Below are 20,441 nucleotides of genomic sequence, written 5' to 3' on the forward strand. Positions count from 1 at the left end.
TTGGTGCCTGTTTGGTGCCTAATAAAAACCAGGCAGGTTTTTCAAACGAAAAACCTTGCTACGAAAGGATTTATAAACTCATGGCTACTATTCAATGGTTTCCAGGGCACATGTCCAAAGCTCGGAGGCAGGTTCAAGAAAGCATTAAATTTGTGGATTTTGTAACCGTCTTGGTCGATGCCAGATTGCCTCTCTCCAGTCAGAACCCTATGCTGACAAAAATTGTGGGTGACAAACCTAAGCTCTTAATTTTGAATAAGGCGGATTTGGCTGACCCCATATTGACACGGGAATGGCAGAGCTACTTTGAAAGCCAAGGGATTAGGACGTTAAGTCTCAATTCTAAAGAGCAATCAGCAGTCAAGCTGGTCACAGAAGCTGCCAAAAGTTTGATGGCAGATAAGATAGCGCGCCAAAAAGAGCGTGGGATTCAAATCGAAACTCTGAGAACCATGATCATCGGCATTCCCAATGCTGGCAAGTCCACACTCATGAATCGTCTAGCAGGTAAGAAAATTGCCGTGGTTGGCAATAAACCTGGTGTAACGAAGGGGCAACAGTGGCTCAAATCAAACAAGGATCTGGAAATTCTTGATACGCCAGGAATTCTTTGGCCCAAGTTTGAAGACGAAGCAGTAGCCCTCAAGCTTGCGCTAACGGGTGCCATCAAGGATCAATTGTTGCCTATGGATGAAGTGACGATTTTTGGCCTCAATTACTTTAAAATGCATTACCCAGAACGTCTAAAAGAGCGCTTTAAACAGATGGACTTAGAAGCTGAGGCGCCTGAGATTATTATGGAGATGACCAAGAAACTGGGTTTCCGTGACGATTACGACCGTTTCTACAGCCTTTTTGTCAAGGAGATTAGAGATGGCAAGTTGGGACGTTATACCTTAGATCGTGTGAGTGACAGCAATGGCGACGATTAAAGCAATTAAAGAACAGTTGGCAGAAGTCTATTCTTTGTCTGACCCTCTTTTTAAGGAGTTTTTAGCAGATGGCAGAGCAGGGGTGCAAGCTGCGGTCAAAAAACGGCGAAAAGAGCTAGAGCTACTAGCGGCAGAAGACGACCGCCTTGAAGCTCTGCAATGGTACGAAAAAAAACTCTATGAGAAAGGTTTTCAGCTTATTGCAGGGGTTGACGAAGTCGGACGAGGCCCCTTGGCTGGTCCTGTCGTTGCGGCAGCGGTTATCCTGCCTGTCGGCTGTAAAATCACAGGCCTCAATGATAGCAAGAAAATCCCCAAGAAAAAGCATGAAGCGGTGTATGATGCTGTCATGGCAGAAGCGGTAGCAGTAGGCATCAGTGTCCAGTCACCAGAGGTCATCGACCGTGTTAACATCTACGAAGCGACCAAAATCGCCATGCTGGATGCCATCAGCCAGCTATCACCGCAGCCCGACCACCTGCTGATTGATGCCATGAAGCTGGAGACTGCGATTCCTCAGACCAGTCTCATCAAGGGAGACAGCCTCAGCATGTCCATTGCAGCCGCTTCGATCGTTGCTAAGGTCACGCGCGACCGCTTGATGGCAGATTACGATAAGCGCTATCCAGGCTATGATTTTGCCCAAAATGCAGGCTACGGAACGGCCAAGCACTTGCAGGGCTTGAAGGAGCTAGGAATAACCCCTATCCACCGCAGATCCTTTGAACCTGTCAAATCTATGTTGGAGGGCCAATCATGATACTAGGTCTGACGGCCTTGTCTTGGTTGATCTTTTTCCTTATTTACCATTTGGAACGACGCCAGGTACTGCTGGGCTTTGTTTTCTTGGTCTCTAGCGCACTTAGTATAGTGACAGTGGTTTCGCAGGTCAATGCTTCTGTGGAAACGTCCAGACTGCTTTATGGTTTGGTCCTAATTTTGGGGCTTTTCCTCGTTCTGGGAGCGGCTCTAGGTCCACTCCTATTGATTATGATGCTCTTACTTAACGGCGTCAAATTACTGCGTCGGGAAGGCGTCAAATGGGACAACTTTCTGTCTCTAGGCTTGGCTCTAAGCCTATTTATATACCTGTACTTTTTTCCGAGATTAGCTTCGCAATTCACCTCATTTTCGCTTTTTTATTACCTTTATCTTTTGGTAGGACTAATCATTACTTATGTCCTTATCTTAAGTTTTGCCTATACTTTAGCAGCAATCTTAAACGCCTATCATCCCCCGCATAGGGGGAAGTTGAGGTACCTTGTCGTCTTAGGTGCAGGTCTCATGGGGGATCAGGTAACCCCTTTATTAGCTTCAAGGATTGACAAAGCTATCGCAATCTATCGCAAACGTCCTGGCTGTAAGCTCATCATGTCTGGTGGTCAAGGACCTGATGAATTGGTAGCAGAGGCGAAAGCTATGGCTGATTATGCCATTGAGCAAGGGGTGCCAGAGTCAGATATTTTGCTAGAGGATCAATCAAAAAATACGCAGGAGAATATTCGATTCTCAGTCCAGCTCATGCCTGAAGGGAGTCGATTTGCAGTGGTGACCAACTATTACCATCTCTTTCGTGCCCTCAACTTTGCCCGTTTGGAAGGCGTTCCTTGTATCGGCTATGGGGCTAAGACTAAATTTTATTTCAGCCTCAATGCCTTTATCCGTGAATTTATCGGCTATTTGGTTATCAGCCGGAAGATTCATTTGGTGCTCTTTGGCATTTTAGGTGTTCTATACACGATGCTAGTTATTGCTTTAAGGAGATAAAGATGTTAACGGAAAAAGAAAAAATGCTGGCCGGCCAGTATTATGATGCTAGTGATGGCGAATTGTATGCCTTGCGCCAACAGGCAAGAGAAAAAATGCAGGTTTTTAATCAGGAACTGGATGCAACTAAACGGCGCGATTTGCTGAAAAACTGGCTGGGAAAAGTAGGTGAGAATTGTCTTATCGAGACGGGCTTTTCCTGTGACTATGGTAGCAATATCTATGTGGGAGAAAACTTTTTCGCTAATTTCAATTGTACATTTCTAGATGTTTGTACCATTACGATCGGCGATAATGTCTGGATTGGAGGCGGTGTCAGTATTCTACCAGGTGTTCGTCTTGGGAACAATATCGTGATTGGTGCGGGAAGCGTGGTGACGAAGTCCTTTACAGAGGATAACCTTGTATTGGCTGGAAATCCAGCACATATGATTAAGAAGTTGACCTAGAAGAATTTGAGAATGCTTATCTGTTAGAGGCCTTATATTTCTTTAATGATCAGAAACTCAGTGTTTTAGCTGAGTTTTTTCGAATAAAGAGATGGAGGATAATCAGTTATGAAGCGTTTTGAATTATTTAAATGGCGTCAAGCAGGTCTCAGCAACCTACAACTTAATAGAATCTTAGCCTACCAAGCTAAAACGGGGAAAACCCTGTCGGCTAGGGATTGTGTAGTGGTCTCTGAGGTCAAAAATCCAGCTGTCATTTTAGAGCACTATAGACAGTTGGATGAGGAAGCTTGTCGCAAGGTTTTTGAACAATTTCCCAGCTTGTCACTCTTGGATGACGCCTATCCCTTGGAACTGAAAGAAATCTATAATCCACCGGTACTTTTGTTTTACCAAGGTGATTTAGACTTGTTAGAACAGCCTAAACTGGGTATCGTTGGAAGCCGTAATGCTAGCGCGTCAGGTGTAGCTGCTGTTCAAAAAATTGTTAAGGAACTGCAAAATCACTTTGTCATTGTGAGCGGTTTAGCGCGTGGCATTGATACCGCAGCCCATATGGCCAGCCTGAAAAATGGAGGTCAGACCATCGGGGTCATTGGTTGTGGCCTTGATGTCTATTATCCCAAGGAAAACCGCCAGTTGCAGGATTACATGAGCAAGCATCAATTGATTTTAAGCGAGTACCCACCAGGCACTCAGCCCTTGAAGTTTCATTTTCCGGAACGTAACCGTATCATTGCAGGCCTCTCTAGAGGTCTTGTTGTTGCTGAAGCCAAACTGCGCTCTGGCAGTTTGATCACTTGTGAAAGGGCTTTAGAAGAAGGGCGAGATGTTTTTGCTGTCCCTGGCAATATTGTCGATGGCCAGTCCGAAGGTTGCCATCACCTCATCCGTGAAGGAGCCAAGTGCATTAGCTCTGGCCAGGATATTCTGGTTGAATATGCCTGTTAAAACAGTTTTTTAGAAAGTTCCTCTCATCAGTGAACTAGGCTGATGGGAGTTTTTTGAAGTAGTCAAGTCACCGTTTTAAAAGACCTCAGTTTCAGAGAGAAATAACCTTTCTATGGGGTAGACCGATCAGTCTTGACAGAGTATATAAACTAGGATTGCTAGTAAACAAGCGGCTCAAACCGTAACGCGCAAGTCACCGTTTTTTAGCGTAAAGTCTTTTGGGCTATCTCAGTTTTTTATAATTGACAAGGCGCCTTTTATCTCTAAGTTATGGTATAATGTAGTATCATGTTTGGAGAGATGACAAATGACATACCAAAAGATTGTATTTAAGGTGGGGACGAGCTCCTTAACAGATGCTGAGGGCAATTTGGTTCCTGAAAAGATTGAAAAGATTACCCGCCAGCTGGCTCAACTGCACCGTGCGGGTTACCAGCTGATTCTTGTAACATCAGGGTCTATTGCAGCTGGTTTTAGGCGATTAGGGTTTGATAAACGTCCGACTCGGATAGCTGAAAAGCAGGCTTCTGCTGCGGTGGGACAAGGGCTTCTGATTGAAGAGTATACCAAATATCTGTTAGAAGACGGGATCGTGTCTGCGCAAGTTTTGCTGACACAGGACGATTTTGCAGATGCTAGACGTTACCAAAATGCCTCTCAAGCGATGCAGGTTTTAATTAAGCAGAGGGCTATTCCCATCATCAATGAGAATGATATGGTGGCGGTCGAAGAAATTAAGGTAGGTGATAACGATACGTTATCCGCCCAAGTGGCTTCCCTCATTAAGGCAGATTTGCTGGTATTATTGACCGATGTGGATGGCCTCTACACAGCCAATCCCAATCAGGATCCGAATGCTGAGCACATTGCTGATGTCTTTGAAATCACAGCTGATTTGCTGGCTATGGCCAAAGGAGCAGGTACGGCCAACGGGACAGGTGGAATGGCGACCAAGTTACAGGCGGCCCTTCTGGCAACACGCTCAGGCGTGCCCGTTTACATCTGCTCATCGCAGTCAGAGACGGCTTTGCTTGAAGCTGTTCAGGGTGAAAATCGTGGAACACTTTTTCATGCGGATCGCCAAAAACTCAATCAACGCAAGCAATGGTTAGCTTTTTATGCCAGAACAGAAGGTGCAGTCTATCTTGATGAGGGGGCGACCAGGGCTATGACTGATTTGGGACGCAGTCTCTTGGTGTCCGGAATCAAGGCGATTGATGGGAGCTTTCAGGCTGGGGACATCGTTTCTGTTTTCAGTCAAGAAGATCAAGTATTGATTGGCAAGGGACGGGCAAAACTTAGCTCTGACCAGTTGAGATTAAGAATGACACAACTGAATCCTGAGGGGATTCTGATTCATCGCAACGACTGGGTCAGTCTGTAGAGGAGGAAGAGATTGATGAAGACAACGCAAGAATTATTGGACCTGGCTTTGGCCAACAAGGGGGATATCAATTTTGCTAGTACAGAATTGAAAAATAAGGCTCTTGAGGAGATGGCTCGGTACTTAGAACTAGCCAGTCAAGATATTCTAAGGGCTAATGCCTCTGATATGGAAAGGGCTCAAGGGACAATTGCACCTGTGATGCTTGATCGTCTGCTTTTGACTCCAGAGCGCATTCAGGAAATGGCGGCAGGTATTCGTGCTCTGATTGCGCTAGAAGATCCAGTTGGCCGCATCCTTGAGGAAGAGAAGTTGCCTAATGGCTTAAAACTAACCAAAAAGGCGGTTCCTTTTGGTCTCATTGCCATGATTTATGAGAGTCGGCCCAACGTTACCTCGGATGCTGCTGCCCTAGCGGTTAAGAGCGGCAATGCCTGCATCTTACGCGGGGGGAAGGAGGCCTTTCAAACGGCTCAGGCCATTGTCAATGCGTTGAGAACAGGCTTGATTGCAGCAGGCTTATCTCCAGAGGTTCTTCAGCTGGTTGAAGATACCAGTAGGCAATCTGCAATTGAATTGATGACAGCTAAAGGTAAGGTCGATCTCTTGATTCCTAGAGGTGGTGCTGGTCTGATTCAAGCAGTGGTCGAACAAGCAAAGGTTCCAGTGATTGAGACAGGGACAGGGATTTGCCACCTTTACATTGATCAAGAGGCTGATTTAGATCAAGCCCTTGCAATCGCGACCAATGCTAAAACCAGCCGTCCATCGGTCTGCAATAGCATTGAGGTGCTTTTGGTGCATGAAAACCTGGCTGAGACCTTTTTACCGAGATTGGAGGAGACCTTGGCCGGCCAAGTGATTTTCCGTGCGGATGAGAGAGCAGCTGACTTTTTGACGACTTTTGAACCTGCAGGAGAGGCTGACTTTGATATGGAATTTTTAGATTATATCCTGGCAGTCAAGTTGGTCTCAAATGTCAAAGAGGCTATCCGGCATATCAATGCGCATTCGACAGGGCATAGCGAAGCGATCGTCACTCAAGATTCGGCAGTAGCAGACCTCTTCACCCTTCAAGTGGATAGCGCAGCGGTATATGTTAACGCTTCAACACGTTTCACCGATGGTGGACAGTTCGGTTTGGGTTGTGAATTGGGCATCTCAACCCAAAAAATGCATGCCCGTGGGCCAATGGGCTTACGGGAAATGACCAGTTACAAGTACATCGTTACAGGCAATGGTCAAATTCGGACATGATGTTTGAGAGGAGAAGATGAAAAGGATGAAAATTGGAGTCATCGGAATTGGCAACATGGGTGCTGCTATTGCTAGAGCGGTTGCTTCAGCAGGATACGAGCTGGTGTTGTCCAATCATAATCCAGACAAGGCAAGAGCTCTGGCCAAGCATTTATCAGGAGCTGAGGTTGCTTCCAATCAAGACATCAATGAGAGCTGTCAAGTCATTTTTTTAGGACTTAAACCTTCTCAAATGGTTCAGTTTTTGATAGACCAATCAGCGGCTATGGCTAAAAATCCTGAAGCCTTATGGATTTCCATGGTTGCTGGAATGACTTTAGAACGGCTCAGCGCCCTATTGCCTCAAGAATCAGGTTTGATTCGAATGATGCCCAATACACCAGTTGCAGTCGGTCAGGGGATGACGACTTATGCACTGAAGGATACTGCGCGCAGTCTAGATGATCAAGTCCTCTTTGAAACCTTGATGGCGAAATCAGGACAGTTGCTCAAATTACCAGAGCATCTAATGGATTCTGCAACAGGAATTGCGGGTTGCGGGCCAGCTTTTGTCTACCAATTTATAGAAGCATTAGCTGATGCTGGTGTCCAAAATGGGCTTCAACGTGCGGATAGTTTAGCATTAGCTGCCCAAACACTGTTGGGCGCTGCTCAGTTGGTCTTGGACAGTGGTCAACATCCTGCGGTATTAAGGGATCAGGTGACGTCACCTGGTGGTTCAACCATTGCAGGTATCGTTGCGCTTGAGGAAAATGGTTTCCGTCATGCTGCGATCTCAGCAGTCAATTGTGCCATTGCACGAACCAAGGAATTGGGAAATTAGACATCTCTTCACTCAGGAATAGTTGAGTAGAGACGCTATCTATGCAAAAAGCAACAGCCGCAAAGGCTGTTGCTTTTTGCGTTCACCTGCTGAAGGCGATCAGCGTTTTATCGCTCTTCCATTCAGGTGAAATGAGGTCTTCATATTTTTCTTATTCAAGTTTTTAGAAATTACTGTGGTAAGTACAATGGCATTTGTCCTGTTGCAATAATTGTTACAACGAAGATGATGAAGATGACCGTAGCATACTTGGCAGATTCACGTTGCCATTCTCCCATATCAAGGCCTGTCAAGCGAAGAAGCAGGTAGATGAAAGCAACTAGTGGACTGAGCAAGTGGAAGGCTTGTCCCATGAGAGAAGCAAGTGCCATTGACTCTGGTGTGAATCCATAAGAAGCACCAGCTTCAGCCATAACTGGCAAGATACCGTAGTAGAAGCCATCGTTAGAGATAAAGAAAGTACCAGGTGCTGAGATCAAGGCAATGATAAGCCCCCAGAAACCAGCCAATTGTTTAGGAATGATTGTTGCAAAGCTATTGGCTAGAGCTGTTGCCATACCTGATCCTTGGAAGAGACCCATAAAGATACCAGCAGCAAAGACCAAGATAACGACCTGAACAGCATCACCAGCATTATCCCCAATCCGTTTGGATTGATCCTTAAGGACTGGGTAGTTCACCATGAGAGCAATAACAGTACCAACAGCAAAGAGTAAGAGTGGTGCAAGTTCAATTTCTTCGATAAAGGAACCAGCTACCAACCAAGCGATGAGAACGATGGTCAAGAGAGCATTGAACCAGAAATTTTTAGGACGACGAATAGCTAATGTATCAGGATCGGTGATATCAGTCAATTCATGCAATTCAGCTTCTGTAAATTCAACAACTCCAAGACGCGCACGTTCTTTGCGTCCCATGCTAGGAGCTACCCAAAGGATCACGTAAAGGAGTGACAGAAGCATCCCAGGAGCAAGGTAACCGAGGATTTCAGCACCAACACCCAAAACAGACATGGCACGCGCAGTTGGACCGCCCCAAGGAAGAAGGTTCATGATAGTGTTTTGGAGGATAATCAAGACACCAAGGTTCATAATCTTCATATTGAGTTTCTTATAGATTGGCAAGAAAGCTGAAACCACGATCAGTGTTGTAGTTGTTCCATCACCGTTCATCGAAACTGCTGCGGCAACGATAGCTGTTGCAATAAGCACTTTCATTGGGTCACCTTTGGCAAACCGAATCATTTTTTCAGTGATCGGGTCGAAAAGTCCTGCATCAAGCATGGTTGAGAAATAAAGGATGGCAAAGAGCAACATGATACCGGTCTTAGCGGTGGTATTTACCCCGTAAAGGACCATGTCACCAATAGCTGTCAAGCCATTGACACTTCCTTCTTCGCCGACAAATGAGACGAATTTAGCATCCGCAGTCAAGTCTGCTGAACCAGTGATGACAAGTACAGCAGCAAAGACCAAGGGTACTAAAACGAGTGATGTAAATGGTGACATTTTTTTCGTCATCACGACATACATGAAGACAATGATCATGGCGTAAGCCAAAACAGTCAATAACATAGGTAGTTCTCCCCTTTTTGTTTTTTTAGTCAATATGGCCTATTGAACTTGAATAAAATATGAAGGTGTATTAGACCTTACATCATCATTATAGATGAAAGCGGTTGAAAAAGAAAGACGGTGTTGTGAGAAAAGACACAAAAAAAACACAGGTTTGAGCAAAAAACTTGACAATAATGGATAGATAGTGATGAATTTTGATAGCCATAAACCTTGATAAAACCATTATTTGTGGCATTTTTCCTTTTTTTGAAAAATTTTTTCAAGGAATGGAGCAAAATTGAAAGCGTTACAAAAAAACACAAAAAGACCAACAGCTTTATAAAAACTTATTATATAATAGTATTAGAAATGTTAAGACAGTAACAAAGTCAAGAATCTGTTACTAATTTCTATAGTTTTGCTCAAGAGAGGAGGTTGCTATGGGATTCTTTCAACGATTATTTGGAAAATCTCGCGATGAAGAAGCACCAATAGCTATTTCGGAACTGCCCAATGACTTGGATGGCTGGGAAGCTTTGCCAGGTTTTATACCAGCGAGTCAAGAAGATTATGACTTGGTTAGCCTGATTGCAACAGCGATAGCTGCTGGAGATAGACCTGACAGTCAATTTGTCGTCAAGAGAATTATGCAGCGCAATCCAGAAGCTTTAACGGTTTCATTGATTGCCTCAAGTATCGCAGCAGGTGATTATCCAGATAGTCAATTTGCTATCAAGTCTATTTATACAAAGAAATAAGTTTAATTAAAAAAGGAGAAACAGTTTATGTTACGGAAATTCAAAATTGCTATCGATGGCAAAGAGTACTTAGTAGAAATGGAAGAAATTGGTGGAACGCCAGCTCCAGCTCCAGTTGCGGTGCCAGCCCCAGCAGTAGCCTCAGCGCCAGCAGCCGAAGAAGTGGCAGCACCTGTCACAGTAGCTTCATCAGTTGCAGGAGCAGATGCTTTGCAGGCTCCGATGCCAGGCACTATTCTTCGCATTCTTGTCAATGTGGGAGACACTGTTGCGGAAAATCAGCCTTTGATGATTCTTGAAGCGATGAAAATGGAAAATGAAATCGTAGCAAGTTCAGCAGGAACAGTTACAGGGATCCATGTAACTCAAGGGCAAACAGTTAACCCTGGTGATGGTCTGATTACTATCGGTTAAGCGTTAGCGTGTACAAATTAACTCAAATGCTCTGACAACCTTAGAAGAGTATTGCCAAAAAATAGAAAGAAGTGATAGTGTGCATATTTTAATTGAAGGACTAACCTCTATTACCCTTCCTCAAATCATCATGATGCTGATCGGGGCTCTATTGATGTATTTAGGGATTAAGAAAGAATACGAGCCAACGCTCTTGGTTCCTATGGGATTAGGGACCATCCTAGTAAACTTCCCAAATACTGGGGTTTTAAATCAGACGGTCAATGGCATTGAGCAGGCCGGGGTTTTTGAAGAATTATTCCACTTTGGTATCGGAACAGAACTGTTTCCCTTGTTGATTTTCATCGGTATCGGAGCTATGATTGACTTTGGTCCCTTGCTTCAAAATCCATTTATGATGCTGTTTGGAGCAGCAGCCCAATTTGGGATCTTCTTTGTTGTAGTTGTCGCTGTTTTAGCAGGCTTTGACATTAAAGAAGCGGCTTCGATTGGGATTATCGGTGCGGCTGATGGACCAACCTCCATCTTTGTTGCCAATCAATTAGCCCCTAATCTCTTAGGGCCAATTACAGTGGCGGCTTATTCTTACATGGCTTTGGTGCCAATCATCCAACCTTTTGCAATCAAATTGGTAACGACTAAAAAAGAACGTCGGATTCGCATGACCTACAAGTCAGAAAATGTGTCTCAATTGACTAAGATTCTTTTCCCAATCGTGATTACCTTGGTCGCTGGGTTCATTTCTCCAATCTCTCTTCCTCTAGTTGGTTTCCTGATGTTTGGAAATCTCCTGCGTGAGTGTGGGGTCCTGGATCGTCTGTCACAAACAGCACAGAACGAATTGGTCAATATCATCTCTATTCTTTTAGGGTTAACCATTTCTGTGAAAATGCAGGCGGATCAATTTTTGAACCTGCAAACCTTGATGATTATCTTCTTTGGTCTGATTGCTTTCATCATGGATTCGATCGGCGGCGTTTTATTTGCTAAATTCCTTAATCTTTTCCGTAAGGAAGGCAACAAGATTAACCCGATGGTTGGTGCAGCAGGGATTTCTGCCTTCCCTATGTCAAGCCGTGTGATCCAAAAAATGGCAACAGATGAGGATCCACAGAACTTTATCTTGATGTATTCTGTTGGAGCCAATGTTTCTGGACAAATTGCCTCAGTTATTGCAGGTGGCTTGCTTTTAGCATTCTTTAGTTAAGAGAAGGAGTATTAAGATGACAGTTAATATGGAACATTTATACCAGTCCCTTGAGTTGATGGTTCTTGGAATGGCTGGTGTCTTCCTAGTATTGGGAATTTTATACGCATCAGCAGCTGCCCTGCTAAAAATTTTTCCTGCTAAAAAGTAATTTCAAACAAGTGCGACCCTGCAGGCTTTCGGCCTGCTCGCGCCGCCGATTATCCTAAAAATAAGAGGTGAGTTATGGATATTAAACAAACTGCTGTTGCTGGATCACTGGAATCAAGTGATATTCAATTAACCATTGCGCCAGCAAGTCAAGGTATTACGATTGACCTTGAATCTAATGTTGAAAAACAATTTGGGAACCAAATTCGGAAAGTCATTACTAAAACCTTAGAAAATCTTGGTATTGAAGCAGCGCAAGTAACTGCTGTTGATAAGGGAGCTTTGGATTGTACTATCCAAGCTCGGACAATTGCAGCTGTTCACCGCGCAGCTGGAGTTGAGGCGATGAACTGGAAGGAGATTGACGCATGGAACGTTTAAGAAGAACAATGATGTTTGTGCCAGGTGCCAATGCTGGTATGTTACGTGATGCGCCGCTTTACGGTGCGGATTCCATCATGTTTGACCTAGAAGATTCGGTATCTTTAAAAGAAAAGGATACCTCACGAGCTCTGGTGCATTTTGCGCTGAAAACCTTTGATTATAGCTCAGTCGAGACAGTTGTTCGGATCAATGGTTTAGATACTTGCGGTGCTCTTGATATTGAAGCAGTTGTTACGGCGGGTGTCAATGTTGTCCGTTTGCCTAAGACAGAAACAGCTCAAGATATCATTGACGTTGAAGCAGAGATTGAGCGTGTCGAACGTGAATATAGTATTCCAGTTGGGCGTACCCGAATGATGGCAGCGATTGAGTCTGCCGAGGGTGTCCTGAACGCTCCTGAAATCGCTAAAGCTTCTAAGCGTTTGATTGGGATTGCCCTGGGTGCAGAAGACTATGTGACCAATATGAAAACCCGCCGTTATCCTGATGGTCAGGAGCTATTCTTTGCGCGTAGCATGATTTTACACGCTGCACGTGCAGCAGGGATCGCAGCCATTGATACGGTGTATTCTGATGTCAATAATACTGAAGGCTTCCAAGCGGAAGTAACCCATATCAAACAACTTGGCTTTGATGGGAAATCTGTGATTAACCCAAGGCAAATTCCTTTAGTCAATGAGATTTACACACCAACGGAAAAAGAAATTGACAATGCCAAGCAGGTGATTTGGGCTATCCGAGAGGCAGAAAGCAAGGGTTCAGGTGTTATTGCCCTAAACGGTAAAATGATTGATAAACCCATTGTAGAACGTGCAGAACGTGTCATTATGCTTGCTAAGGCAGCTGGTGTGCTGACTGAGGAGGAATTGTAAAATGGTGAAAAATGCTTTAGGACGTGATATTCCAACGGAATACGCAGAAAAATATGGCGTGTTTGAAAGCGAGTTGACCAATATCAAACCTTATGAGGAATCAACTCGTCGGATCAAACCAGTCAAACCAAGAGATGAAAAATTATTAGGCTCAATCCGTGAGGCTATTGAAAAAACAGGCCTCAAGGATGGGATGACGATTTCGTTCCACCATCACTTCCGTGAGGGAGACTATGTCATGAATATGGTCTTAGACGAAATTGCTAAGATGGGCATAAAAAACCTTTCTATTGCACCGAGTTCTATCGCGAATGTGCATGAGCCATTAATTGACCATATTAAAAATGGTGTTGTAACCAATATTACATCGTCTGGTCTTCGGGATAAGGTCGGTGCGGCTATCTCTGCTGGTATTATGGAAAATCCAGTAGTGATCCGCTCTCATGGTGGACGTGCGCGCGCGATTGCCGCAGGAGACATTCACATTGACGTAGCCTTCTTAGGGGCCCCCTCTTCAGATGCTTATGGCAACGCAAATGGGGTAAAAGGAAAGGCAACCTGTGGTTCTTTGGGCTACGCGATGGTTGATGCAAAGTATGCCGATCAAGTCGTTATCATTACAGATACCTTAGTGCCGTATCCTAACTCTCCAATCTCTATTCCACAAACAGATGTTGATTATGTTGTTGAAGTGGAAGCGATAGGCGATCCGAAAGGGATTGCTAAAGGGGCAACGCGCTTTACGAAGAACCCTAAGGAACTCCTTATCGCTGAATACGCAGCTAAGGTAATCACTAATTCACCATACTACAAAGAAGGCTTCTCTTTCCAGACAGGTACAGGTGGCGCTTCCCTCGCTGTAACACGCTTTATGCGGGAAGCCATGCTTAAAGATGGCATCACAGCAGGTTTTGCCCTGGGTGGTATTACCAATGCCATGGTTGAATTGTTGGAAGAAGGCCTAGTGGAACGCATCATTGATGTGCAAGACTTTGATCATCCGTCTGCTTTATCGCTTGAGCGCCATGTTGGCAAGCATTTGGAAATTGACGCCAATATGTATGCCTCACCATTGAGCAAGGGTTCGGCTATTAATATACTGGACACGTGTATTCTCTCTGCCCTTGAAGTGGATACTAACTTTAATGTGAACGTTATGACGGGTTCTGATGGGGTTATCCGTGGTGCCTCTGGGGGTCACTGTGATACTGCCTTTGCAGCCAAAATGAGTATGGTTATCTCTCCCTTGGTCCGTGGTCGCATCCCTACCTTTGTCGAATCTGTCAATACCGTGATCACGCCAGGGACTTCAGTAGATGTGGTTGTTACGGAAATTGGGATTGCCATTAACCCTAATCGCCCTGATTTGATTGATCACTTCAAAGATCTTAAAGTTCCTCAATACACGATCAAAGAGCTTCAAGAAAAAGCCTACGCTATTGTTGGGACACCTGAACCAATTCAGTATGGTGACAAGGTCGTTGCTTTGATTGAGTACCGTGATGGTAGCTTGATCGATGTTGTGAGAAATGTGTAAAAATATCTTTGATGGAAAAGAAGTTGTTTTAGCTGAGATGCTGGATGCCAGAGAGAAGCGAGCTTATCGTCAGCGATCCCTATTGGAACGCTTTACAGGTGCTTCTCTTCTCTGCGCAACGATGAATATTCCAGGTCCTGTGAAACGTTCTGATGTTTTAGCCGAGGTATTTGAACGCCTTATCAAGGAGATAGAAGAGCAACTGTCTGATAAGATTTTGTTTTGTAAGAAGCTAGAGTTAGAGACAGGCGATGAGTATTACTTGGTTTCGACTTTATCTCCCTTAGACTTGAAAACAGTGCTTGTCGCAATTGAGGACAACAGTGCCTACGGGCGCTTGGTGGACCTGGATGTTGTCGAGTTGACTGATCAGCAGGTAACTCCTATTAGTCGCACACAGCTAGGTCTTTCGCCTAGAACGTGCTATGTCTGCCCCGCTATTGCCAAAGAGTGTAGCAGAAGTAGGAAACATAGTGTGACAGAGATGCAAATGGCCATTGCCAAGCTCATCAGAGCAACTGGTGACTTCAAGACAGATTAAGGACAATAGCTAGTTTGACAAGTTCCATAGTTTTATAAAAGAATAGAAAGAAAGAATTCATGACAAAAATCCGTATTACTGAAACGGTTTTGCGTGACGGTCAGCAGAGTCAGATTGCTACTCGGATGACGACAGAAGAAATGATTCCTGTCCTTGAGCAATTAGATCAAGCAGGTTATCATGCCTTGGAAATGTGGGGAGGTGCTACCTTTGATTCCTGCCTACGCTTCCTTAACGAAGACCCTTGGGAACGTCTACGCACCATTCGTAAAACCGTCAAGAACACAAAGCTTCAAATGCTTCTTCGGGGTCAAAACTTACTTGGCTACCGTAATTATGCCGACGATGTAGTCACTCGTTTTATTCAAAAATCAATTGAAAACGGGATTGACATTGTTCGTATCTTTGATGCTTTAAATGATCCACGCAATCTTCAAACGGCGATAAAAGCAACCAAAGAGGCAGGCGGTCATGCACAAGTTGCGATTTCCTATACAACAAGTCCTGTCCACACGGTTGATTACTTTGTAGACTTAACCAAACGCTATGCTGAAATTGGAGCAGATTCTATCTGCATCAAGGATATGGCTGGAGTTTTAACACCGAAAACAGGTTATGACTTGGTGAAACGGATTAAAGAGGTGACCGATTTACCCCTAGAAGTCCATACACATGCTACCTCAGGGATTTCAGAAATGACCTATCTGAAGGTGGCAGAAGCAGGGGCTGATATCATTGATACCGCTGTTTCCAGTTTCGCTGGCGGCACTAGCCAACCTGCAACGGAATCCTTGGTCATTGCCTTGGAAGAATTTGGCTTTGAAACAGGTGTTGACCTGAAAAAAGTTGAAGAAGTTGCAGAATATTTCAATAAAATCCGCGATAACTATCGTGAAGCAGGTATCTTGAATCCCAAAGTTAAAGACCTTGAACCAAAAACCTTAATCTATCAAGTGCCTGGAGGCATGCTGTCTAATTTGTTGAGTCAGTTGACTGAACAAGGTCTGGCAGATCGCTACGAAGAGGTCTTGGCGGAAGTGCCACGCGTTCGTGCAGACCTGGGATACCCACCATTGGTAACTCCCTTGTCACAAATGGTTGGTACCCAGGCTTTGATGAATGTGATTTCTGGTGAGCGCTATAAAGTCGTTCCAAATGAAATCAAAGACTATGTCCGTGGCCTTTATGGGCAATCGCCAGCTCCTCTTGCTCCTGGAATCAAGGAAAAGATTATTGGTGACGAGGAAGTGGTTTCGGTACGTCCTGCTGACTTGATTGAGCCACAGTTGCCAATCTTGAGCGAGGAAATTGCTGCTTATGCTAAGAGTGAAGAAGATGTCTTAAGTTACGCTTCCTTCCCTCAGCAGGCTCGTGACTTTTTGGGACGTCGAGAAGATCCGTTCTATGATGTGCCTGTCCAAACGGTTGCAGTTAGTATTGATGTGAATTAAGTCAAATAGCCTAATCCCCTAAAAGTTGAGGGATTAGGCTATTTTTTAATAATGTCTCACATCTTTTTCTTGCTGAAGGCGCTCAATAATGGGCTGAGCTTCCTTGGAAGCGAAGAACTGTAAGGACGTCTCTGGGAGTAGCTTTTCAAGAAGCGCCCAATTTCCGTCTTTTAGTGCTTGACGGGCTATTGAAGCCGAAATAGCGGTGCCACTCTCAAAGGTTTTTCGTGGAATCATATGGCAATTGATCCCATAAGTAGGCAATTTTTCCATCATAACTGTATTGTAAAGGTTCGTCACAAAACTGGTTGGCTCTTCTCCGACATAGCGGTGCTGGATATCGAGTTCTTCAGCAATCCGCCTGAAGATTTCCAGATCCAAGCGCGCTTGACTTTCAATAACAGCCTGTTGGTCTTTTTGAAAATAAGAAGGGAAGGTGGCCTGACTAATCATATAAGGCCCGCTATCGTGGTAGATAATATTGTTCAGATGGGCTGTTCCTTTGATGACTAATTCTTTTCGGACAGAAAAGGGAACAAGACTGGCATCCTCACTGACAATAAACAGGTGGAGGAGGTCATTCTCAGCGCTAGCTTTTTCCACTAGATATTGATGGCCTAAGGTAAAAGGATTGGCATTAATGACTAGAGCAGCCACCTTTCTAGGAGCTTGTGTGGGCCGTTCTAAGGTTTTGAGATAATCATGAAAACCAGTTTTTTTATTTTCTCTAAAACTGATTAAGCCGTCAACGCTAGCGATCTCAACGAAACCGAGGTCACCAAAAAAATGAGCAGTATCAGATTTAGTGTACAAAAAAAGATGAAAATTTCCTCGCTCAAATTGATAATCCATGAGATGGCTGACGATGAGATTCAAAAGCCCTTCCCCCTGATAATGGCTAGATACCGCCAGACATCTCAAGGTATTGCCAAATGTAGATCCGGTGGCGATAAGCTCATCCTTATCGTAAATGGCACAAGTATAATCAAGGTGAGCATCACGACGGATGCCTTCTTGGGTTAACAGTTGGGTGACTTTTTCGTTAGCTTTTCGATCCAATGGGAAAATGGTGGAAATAGTATAGTCAGTCATGTCGGTCCTCTCTATTTTTTACTATTATATCAGCTTATGGATTAAGTGCATGGTTTTTATGTGATTTTTTTCTTATATTAACAGTTGTGCCAATTAGGGATATGCTATAATGGTTCTTGGATTGATTAAGGAGGAAAAGAAAATGTCGCTTCTTATAACACTTTTAGTAGGGACATTTGGAGGCTTGGTTGCTAAAAAACTGAAATTTCCAGCTCCTTTTATGATTGGTAGCATGATAGCTGTTGCTGTGGTTTCTATGCTTAGTGGAAATATGGTGACAACCAAAGCAATGAAAATCATCGCACAGATCATTAGCGGTGCCTATATTGGACAAACGATTAAACAAGAAGATTTTAGAAGTCTACCAGGATTGGGAAAAATCATTGTACTTTTGATGGGGCTTTTTACCTTGAATACCTTTCTTATGGGATTGGTATTTATCCAATTCTTTGGTATGACACCTGTCACGGCTTTTTTGAGTTGTTTGCCTGGTGGAATTATGGATGTTTCCCTCATGGCGGTAGATATGGGGGCTCAGGCTGATATTGTGGCTACTGTTCAAACTGCGCGGTTGATGGGGATTTTAATGATTTTACCGTTATGGATTTCTTTTTGGACTAGGCGATTGGCAGCTCCTTCAGAAGCTAAGGAAATCAGCAGTCAACGGATTCAGAAGGCTAAAAAGGGATTCTCAAGGAAACAATGGCTCACTAATGTTCAAGTCCTCACTGTGGCGACAATTGGAGGGATAATTGGCCGATGGACAGGACTTCCGGTAGGGACCTTGATTTTTGCTTTGCTATTTTCATCCTGTCTTAAGCTACGCTTTCACACTCGACAGTTGAGCAGTCCAATTCGTTATCTGGCGCAGATTTTTGCCGGCTCTATGATTGGAACCAGCTTTACCCGTAGTAGTATTAGCCAAATGGTACACTTGATTGTGCCTGTGCTTCTCTTATTAAGCAGCTACTTGCTGATCAATCTTGTCTTTGGTCTCTGGCTCTCTAAGCGAGGGATGCTTGATTTGCAGTCAGCTTTGTTCGCCTCTTCTCCAGCAGGAGCGACCGATTTGACCCTCATGGCCGGAGATTTAGGAGGAGATATGGCCAAAATCGCAGTTATTCAGATTAGCCGAATACTTTACACGGTGGTTCTTATGCCCCTAATGGTTAAGCTTTTATTAACCTTATTCTAATGGATAAAAATAAAGCCTTAGGAGACGTTTTGATAACGTGTTGCTAGGGCTTATTGTATGATTGAAAACGGATTAGAAAATACCTTCCAAGAATGCAAAGTAGAAGGTCAGGGCAAGCAGGTCAGCTGAGCCTCCTGGACTGAGATGGCGCGAGATAAGAAGCGCGTTATACTGCTTGAGTTGCTGGATGAAAGCAATTTTGTCTAATGTTTGTTGAAGCAGAGCTGAACACTCTTCTTTAACGGTTTCCCATGCCTCTAGGCCGCCACGATGAATCAGATTACCATCTTCGACAAGGCTCATCAGATAAGTTAGTAGTTGTAATTGGGCTAATTCTGCATCCTTATGGTTAAGTTTCTCCCTGAAAAAGGGGAGAGCTTGATTTCTAAGGGTTGGAAAACCGTCTGCAGCTTCTCCTCTGGGGCCTTTTATACCATAACGAAGGTAGAGTTTCTCTCCGTAAGAGAGCTCTTTCTTAGAAGCCAATTGACTGAAATCAGCTTCAAGTAAATGGTGACACATCTTTGCTGCGGTCTGACATATAGCAGTGGAATCTGACACTGAAAACAGAGAGGGATCGTCTAAGAAATGAGGATGCTTGCGCAAATGAACACCAGTAGCCCCTAAAAGAACAGCCAGAGAAAAATTAGCCCCCTTGTGCGTGTTGATTCCGTTGGTGGCAAGAAACATATCTTGCTCAGCTTTGATCCCTTGTTGGCGCAGTAACTCAAAGAGCTGACGGAAATCTTCTCCCGAGTAGTCAAAGCCAATTTGAAGGAACATGCAAAAGTGTGGGGCAAGCGCTAAGATGCTATCAATAAAGGTCGAAAAGGTCATGTCCTGGTGGGCACCATTGTCAAAACGGTCAACTAAACCAGGTTTTGGGCTCAGGGAAATTTCGTAGAGAAGGGCTTTAGTAGCCATCTGACTAAAGTAGTGTAGTCGCCGATCAGTCATGGGATTGGTTATCCATTTCTTTTAGGATAAAGTCAAGAGAATGGTTCAAATGTTCATGAGTGATGAGCGTTATTTGATCCACATCACGGTTTTTCATACTACGGTAGATAATCCAATGTTCTTCCAGAGCACGCTTGCGTCGCTTCAAAGATGAGATAGAGATTTCTCGAAAATAAACCAAATAGGTTTGCAATTCTGTCACAATTTCGCGCAAGCGCAACATCTGGCTTTTCTCATAGATCATGTTGTTAAATTGGTTGAAGTTCGCCAAAATCTTTTCGATATTGTTATCGTCATTGATTAAGTCGTTGCAGGCGTTCAAGAGGGCTTCCATTTCAGCAAAATCAGACTCAGTCATCTTATTCATCGCTTTGGTTGTTGCCAAGGTATCTAAAGCTTTTCGTATATCGAAGATTTCGACCGCATCTTTAGCACTGATCCCTTTTACAATGGTCCCTTTCTTAGGTGTTTGGACAACAAGCTTTTCATCTATTAAACGGCTGATAGCATGACGGATAGGAGTACGGCTGATGTTTAGCTCTGTCGAAAATTCCTTTTCATTGATACGACTACCAGCGGGGATCTGGCTAAGAATAATTGTTTTCCTTAAGGCCTCATAAAAAGCCTGTTTTAAGGGAATATTTTGCGAGAGATCAAAGTTTGCTTTTACAGCCTCAATGATAGGATTCATAGGTGATCGGTTCCTTTCAAGTATCATCATTATTATACCTAAATTCTTTCGGATTAAAAAGTATCTTTTGATA

General features: G+C 44.0%; 22 protein-coding genes. 18 read left to right on the top strand and 4 right to left on the bottom strand.

Annotated elements, in window-relative coordinates:
• The first annotated feature begins 80 nt into the window (after nucleotides 1–80).
• From ylqF to proC, 8 genes are all read left to right on the top strand, one after another.
• On the top strand, nucleotides 81–932 hold the full coding sequence (ylqF, locus tag HF992_RS07295) for a ribosome biogenesis GTPase YlqF (RefSeq protein ID WP_168549390.1): 852 nt from the start codon (nucleotides 81–83) through the stop codon (nucleotides 930–932).
• The gene (locus HF992_RS07300) at nucleotides 919–1,692 is read left to right on the top strand and encodes a ribonuclease HII (RefSeq protein WP_168549391.1); all 774 of its coding nucleotides are present in this window, start codon (nucleotides 919–921) and stop codon (nucleotides 1,690–1,692) included. The genes ylqF and HF992_RS07300 overlap by 14 nt, the downstream gene beginning before the upstream one ends.
• Complete coding sequence (locus tag HF992_RS07305; protein ID WP_425505598.1) at nucleotides 1,686–2,699, top strand: YdcF family protein; 1,014 nt, start codon at nucleotides 1,686–1,688, stop codon at nucleotides 2,697–2,699. Before HF992_RS07300 ends, HF992_RS07305 begins: the two co-directional genes overlap by 7 nt.
• 2 nt (nucleotides 2,700–2,701) lie before the next feature.
• Entirely contained in the window at nucleotides 2,702–3,148 is a 447-nt protein-coding gene (locus tag HF992_RS07310; protein ID WP_168549393.1) for a sugar O-acetyltransferase, read from the top strand.
• A 108-nt stretch (nucleotides 3,149–3,256) separates the two neighbouring features.
• Nucleotides 3,257–4,099, top strand: coding sequence for a DNA-processing protein DprA (gene dprA / locus HF992_RS07315; protein WP_168549394.1), 843 nt, complete (start codon nucleotides 3,257–3,259; stop codon nucleotides 4,097–4,099).
• A gap of 307 nt (nucleotides 4,100–4,406) precedes the next feature.
• The gene (gene proB, locus HF992_RS07320) at nucleotides 4,407–5,483 is read left to right on the top strand and encodes a glutamate 5-kinase (protein ID WP_168549395.1); all 1,077 of its coding nucleotides are present in this window, start codon (nucleotides 4,407–4,409) and stop codon (nucleotides 5,481–5,483) included.
• Between the two features lie 15 nt (nucleotides 5,484–5,498).
• Nucleotides 5,499–6,740 carry a glutamate-5-semialdehyde dehydrogenase gene (locus HF992_RS07325; RefSeq protein WP_168549396.1) on the top strand — a complete coding sequence of 414 codons (1,242 nt, stop codon included), beginning with the start codon at nucleotides 5,499–5,501 and terminating at the stop codon, nucleotides 6,738–6,740.
• A gap of 25 nt (nucleotides 6,741–6,765) precedes the next feature.
• A complete protein-coding gene (proC, locus tag HF992_RS07330) occupies nucleotides 6,766–7,563 on the top strand; it encodes a pyrroline-5-carboxylate reductase (protein ID WP_168549397.1) in 798 nt (265 codons plus the stop codon).
• A gap of 170 nt (nucleotides 7,564–7,733) precedes the next feature.
• On the opposite strand, the gene HF992_RS07335 is transcribed toward proC, so the two are convergent.
• On the bottom strand, nucleotides 7,734–9,137 hold the full coding sequence (locus HF992_RS07335) for a CitMHS family transporter (RefSeq protein ID WP_168549398.1): 1,404 nt from the start codon (nucleotides 9,135–9,137) through the stop codon (nucleotides 7,734–7,736).
• 422 nt (nucleotides 9,138–9,559) lie between these two features.
• Between HF992_RS07335 and HF992_RS07340 the strand changes: the two genes are divergently transcribed.
• The 9 genes from HF992_RS07340 to HF992_RS07375 all read left to right on the top strand — a co-directional run bounded on the left by HF992_RS07340 (nucleotide 9,560) and on the right by HF992_RS07375 (nucleotide 16,433).
• Entirely contained in the window at nucleotides 9,560–9,877 is a 318-nt protein-coding gene (locus tag HF992_RS07340) for a hypothetical protein (RefSeq protein ID WP_168549399.1), read from the top strand.
• A gap of 27 nt (nucleotides 9,878–9,904) precedes the next feature.
• Nucleotides 9,905–10,291, top strand: a complete 387-nt coding sequence (locus HF992_RS07345) for an acetyl-CoA carboxylase biotin carboxyl carrier protein subunit (RefSeq protein ID WP_168549400.1) — start codon at nucleotides 9,905–9,907, stop codon at nucleotides 10,289–10,291.
• Between the two features lie 79 nt (nucleotides 10,292–10,370).
• Nucleotides 10,371–11,498, top strand: a complete 1,128-nt coding sequence (locus HF992_RS07350) for a sodium ion-translocating decarboxylase subunit beta (protein WP_168549401.1) — start codon at nucleotides 10,371–10,373, stop codon at nucleotides 11,496–11,498.
• A gap of 16 nt (nucleotides 11,499–11,514) precedes the next feature.
• A complete protein-coding gene (locus tag HF992_RS12215; protein ID WP_281346972.1) occupies nucleotides 11,515–11,649 on the top strand; it encodes an OadG-related small transporter subunit in 135 nt (44 codons plus the stop codon).
• Between the two features lie 74 nt (nucleotides 11,650–11,723).
• Nucleotides 11,724–12,029 (top strand): citrate lyase acyl carrier protein, encoded by a 306-nt coding sequence (gene citD / locus HF992_RS07355; RefSeq protein ID WP_168549402.1) that lies wholly within the window; start codon nucleotides 11,724–11,726, stop codon nucleotides 12,027–12,029.
• Nucleotides 12,017–12,904 carry a citrate (pro-3S)-lyase subunit beta gene (gene citE / locus HF992_RS07360; RefSeq protein WP_168549403.1) on the top strand — a complete coding sequence of 296 codons (888 nt, stop codon included), beginning with the start codon at nucleotides 12,017–12,019 and terminating at the stop codon, nucleotides 12,902–12,904. The genes citD and citE overlap by 13 nt, the downstream gene beginning before the upstream one ends.
• Before the next feature lies 1 nt (nucleotide 12,905).
• A complete protein-coding gene (citF, locus tag HF992_RS07365) occupies nucleotides 12,906–14,441 on the top strand; it encodes a citrate lyase subunit alpha (RefSeq protein WP_168549404.1) in 1,536 nt (511 codons plus the stop codon).
• On the top strand, nucleotides 14,434–14,982 hold the full coding sequence (citX, locus tag HF992_RS07370) for a citrate lyase holo-[acyl-carrier protein] synthase (RefSeq protein ID WP_168549405.1): 549 nt from the start codon (nucleotides 14,434–14,436) through the stop codon (nucleotides 14,980–14,982). The genes citF and citX overlap by 8 nt, the downstream gene beginning before the upstream one ends.
• Before the next feature lie 59 nt (nucleotides 14,983–15,041).
• Nucleotides 15,042–16,433 carry an oxaloacetate decarboxylase subunit alpha gene (locus HF992_RS07375; protein ID WP_168549406.1) on the top strand — a complete coding sequence of 464 codons (1,392 nt, stop codon included), beginning with the start codon at nucleotides 15,042–15,044 and terminating at the stop codon, nucleotides 16,431–16,433.
• A gap of 45 nt (nucleotides 16,434–16,478) precedes the next feature.
• Here the strand turns inward: HF992_RS07375 and citC are convergent, their stop codons facing one another.
• Nucleotides 16,479–17,525: a [citrate (pro-3S)-lyase] ligase gene (gene citC / locus HF992_RS07380; protein WP_168549407.1), complete on the bottom strand. Its 1,047-nt coding sequence runs from the start codon at nucleotides 17,523–17,525 to the stop codon at nucleotides 16,479–16,481.
• 142 nt (nucleotides 17,526–17,667) lie between these two features.
• Between citC and HF992_RS07385 the strand changes: the two genes are divergently transcribed.
• Nucleotides 17,668–18,720 carry an AbrB family transcriptional regulator gene (locus HF992_RS07385; protein WP_168549408.1) on the top strand — a complete coding sequence of 351 codons (1,053 nt, stop codon included), beginning with the start codon at nucleotides 17,668–17,670 and terminating at the stop codon, nucleotides 18,718–18,720.
• A 72-nt stretch (nucleotides 18,721–18,792) separates the two neighbouring features.
• On the opposite strand, the gene citG is transcribed toward HF992_RS07385, so the two are convergent.
• Together citG and HF992_RS07395 are read right to left on the bottom strand one after the other, a co-directional pair.
• Nucleotides 18,793–19,677 carry a triphosphoribosyl-dephospho-CoA synthase CitG gene (citG, locus tag HF992_RS07390; protein ID WP_168549409.1) on the bottom strand — a complete coding sequence of 295 codons (885 nt, stop codon included), beginning with the start codon at nucleotides 19,675–19,677 and terminating at the stop codon, nucleotides 18,793–18,795.
• Entirely contained in the window at nucleotides 19,670–20,368 is a 699-nt protein-coding gene (locus HF992_RS07395; RefSeq protein WP_168549410.1) for a GntR family transcriptional regulator, read from the bottom strand. Before HF992_RS07395 ends, citG begins: the two co-directional genes overlap by 8 nt.
• Nucleotides 20,369–20,441: the final 73 nt, after the last annotated feature.

It is taken from the genome of Streptococcus ovuberis (assembly GCF_012396585.1).
Classification (GTDB): domain Bacteria; phylum Bacillota; class Bacilli; order Lactobacillales; family Streptococcaceae; genus Streptococcus; species Streptococcus ovuberis.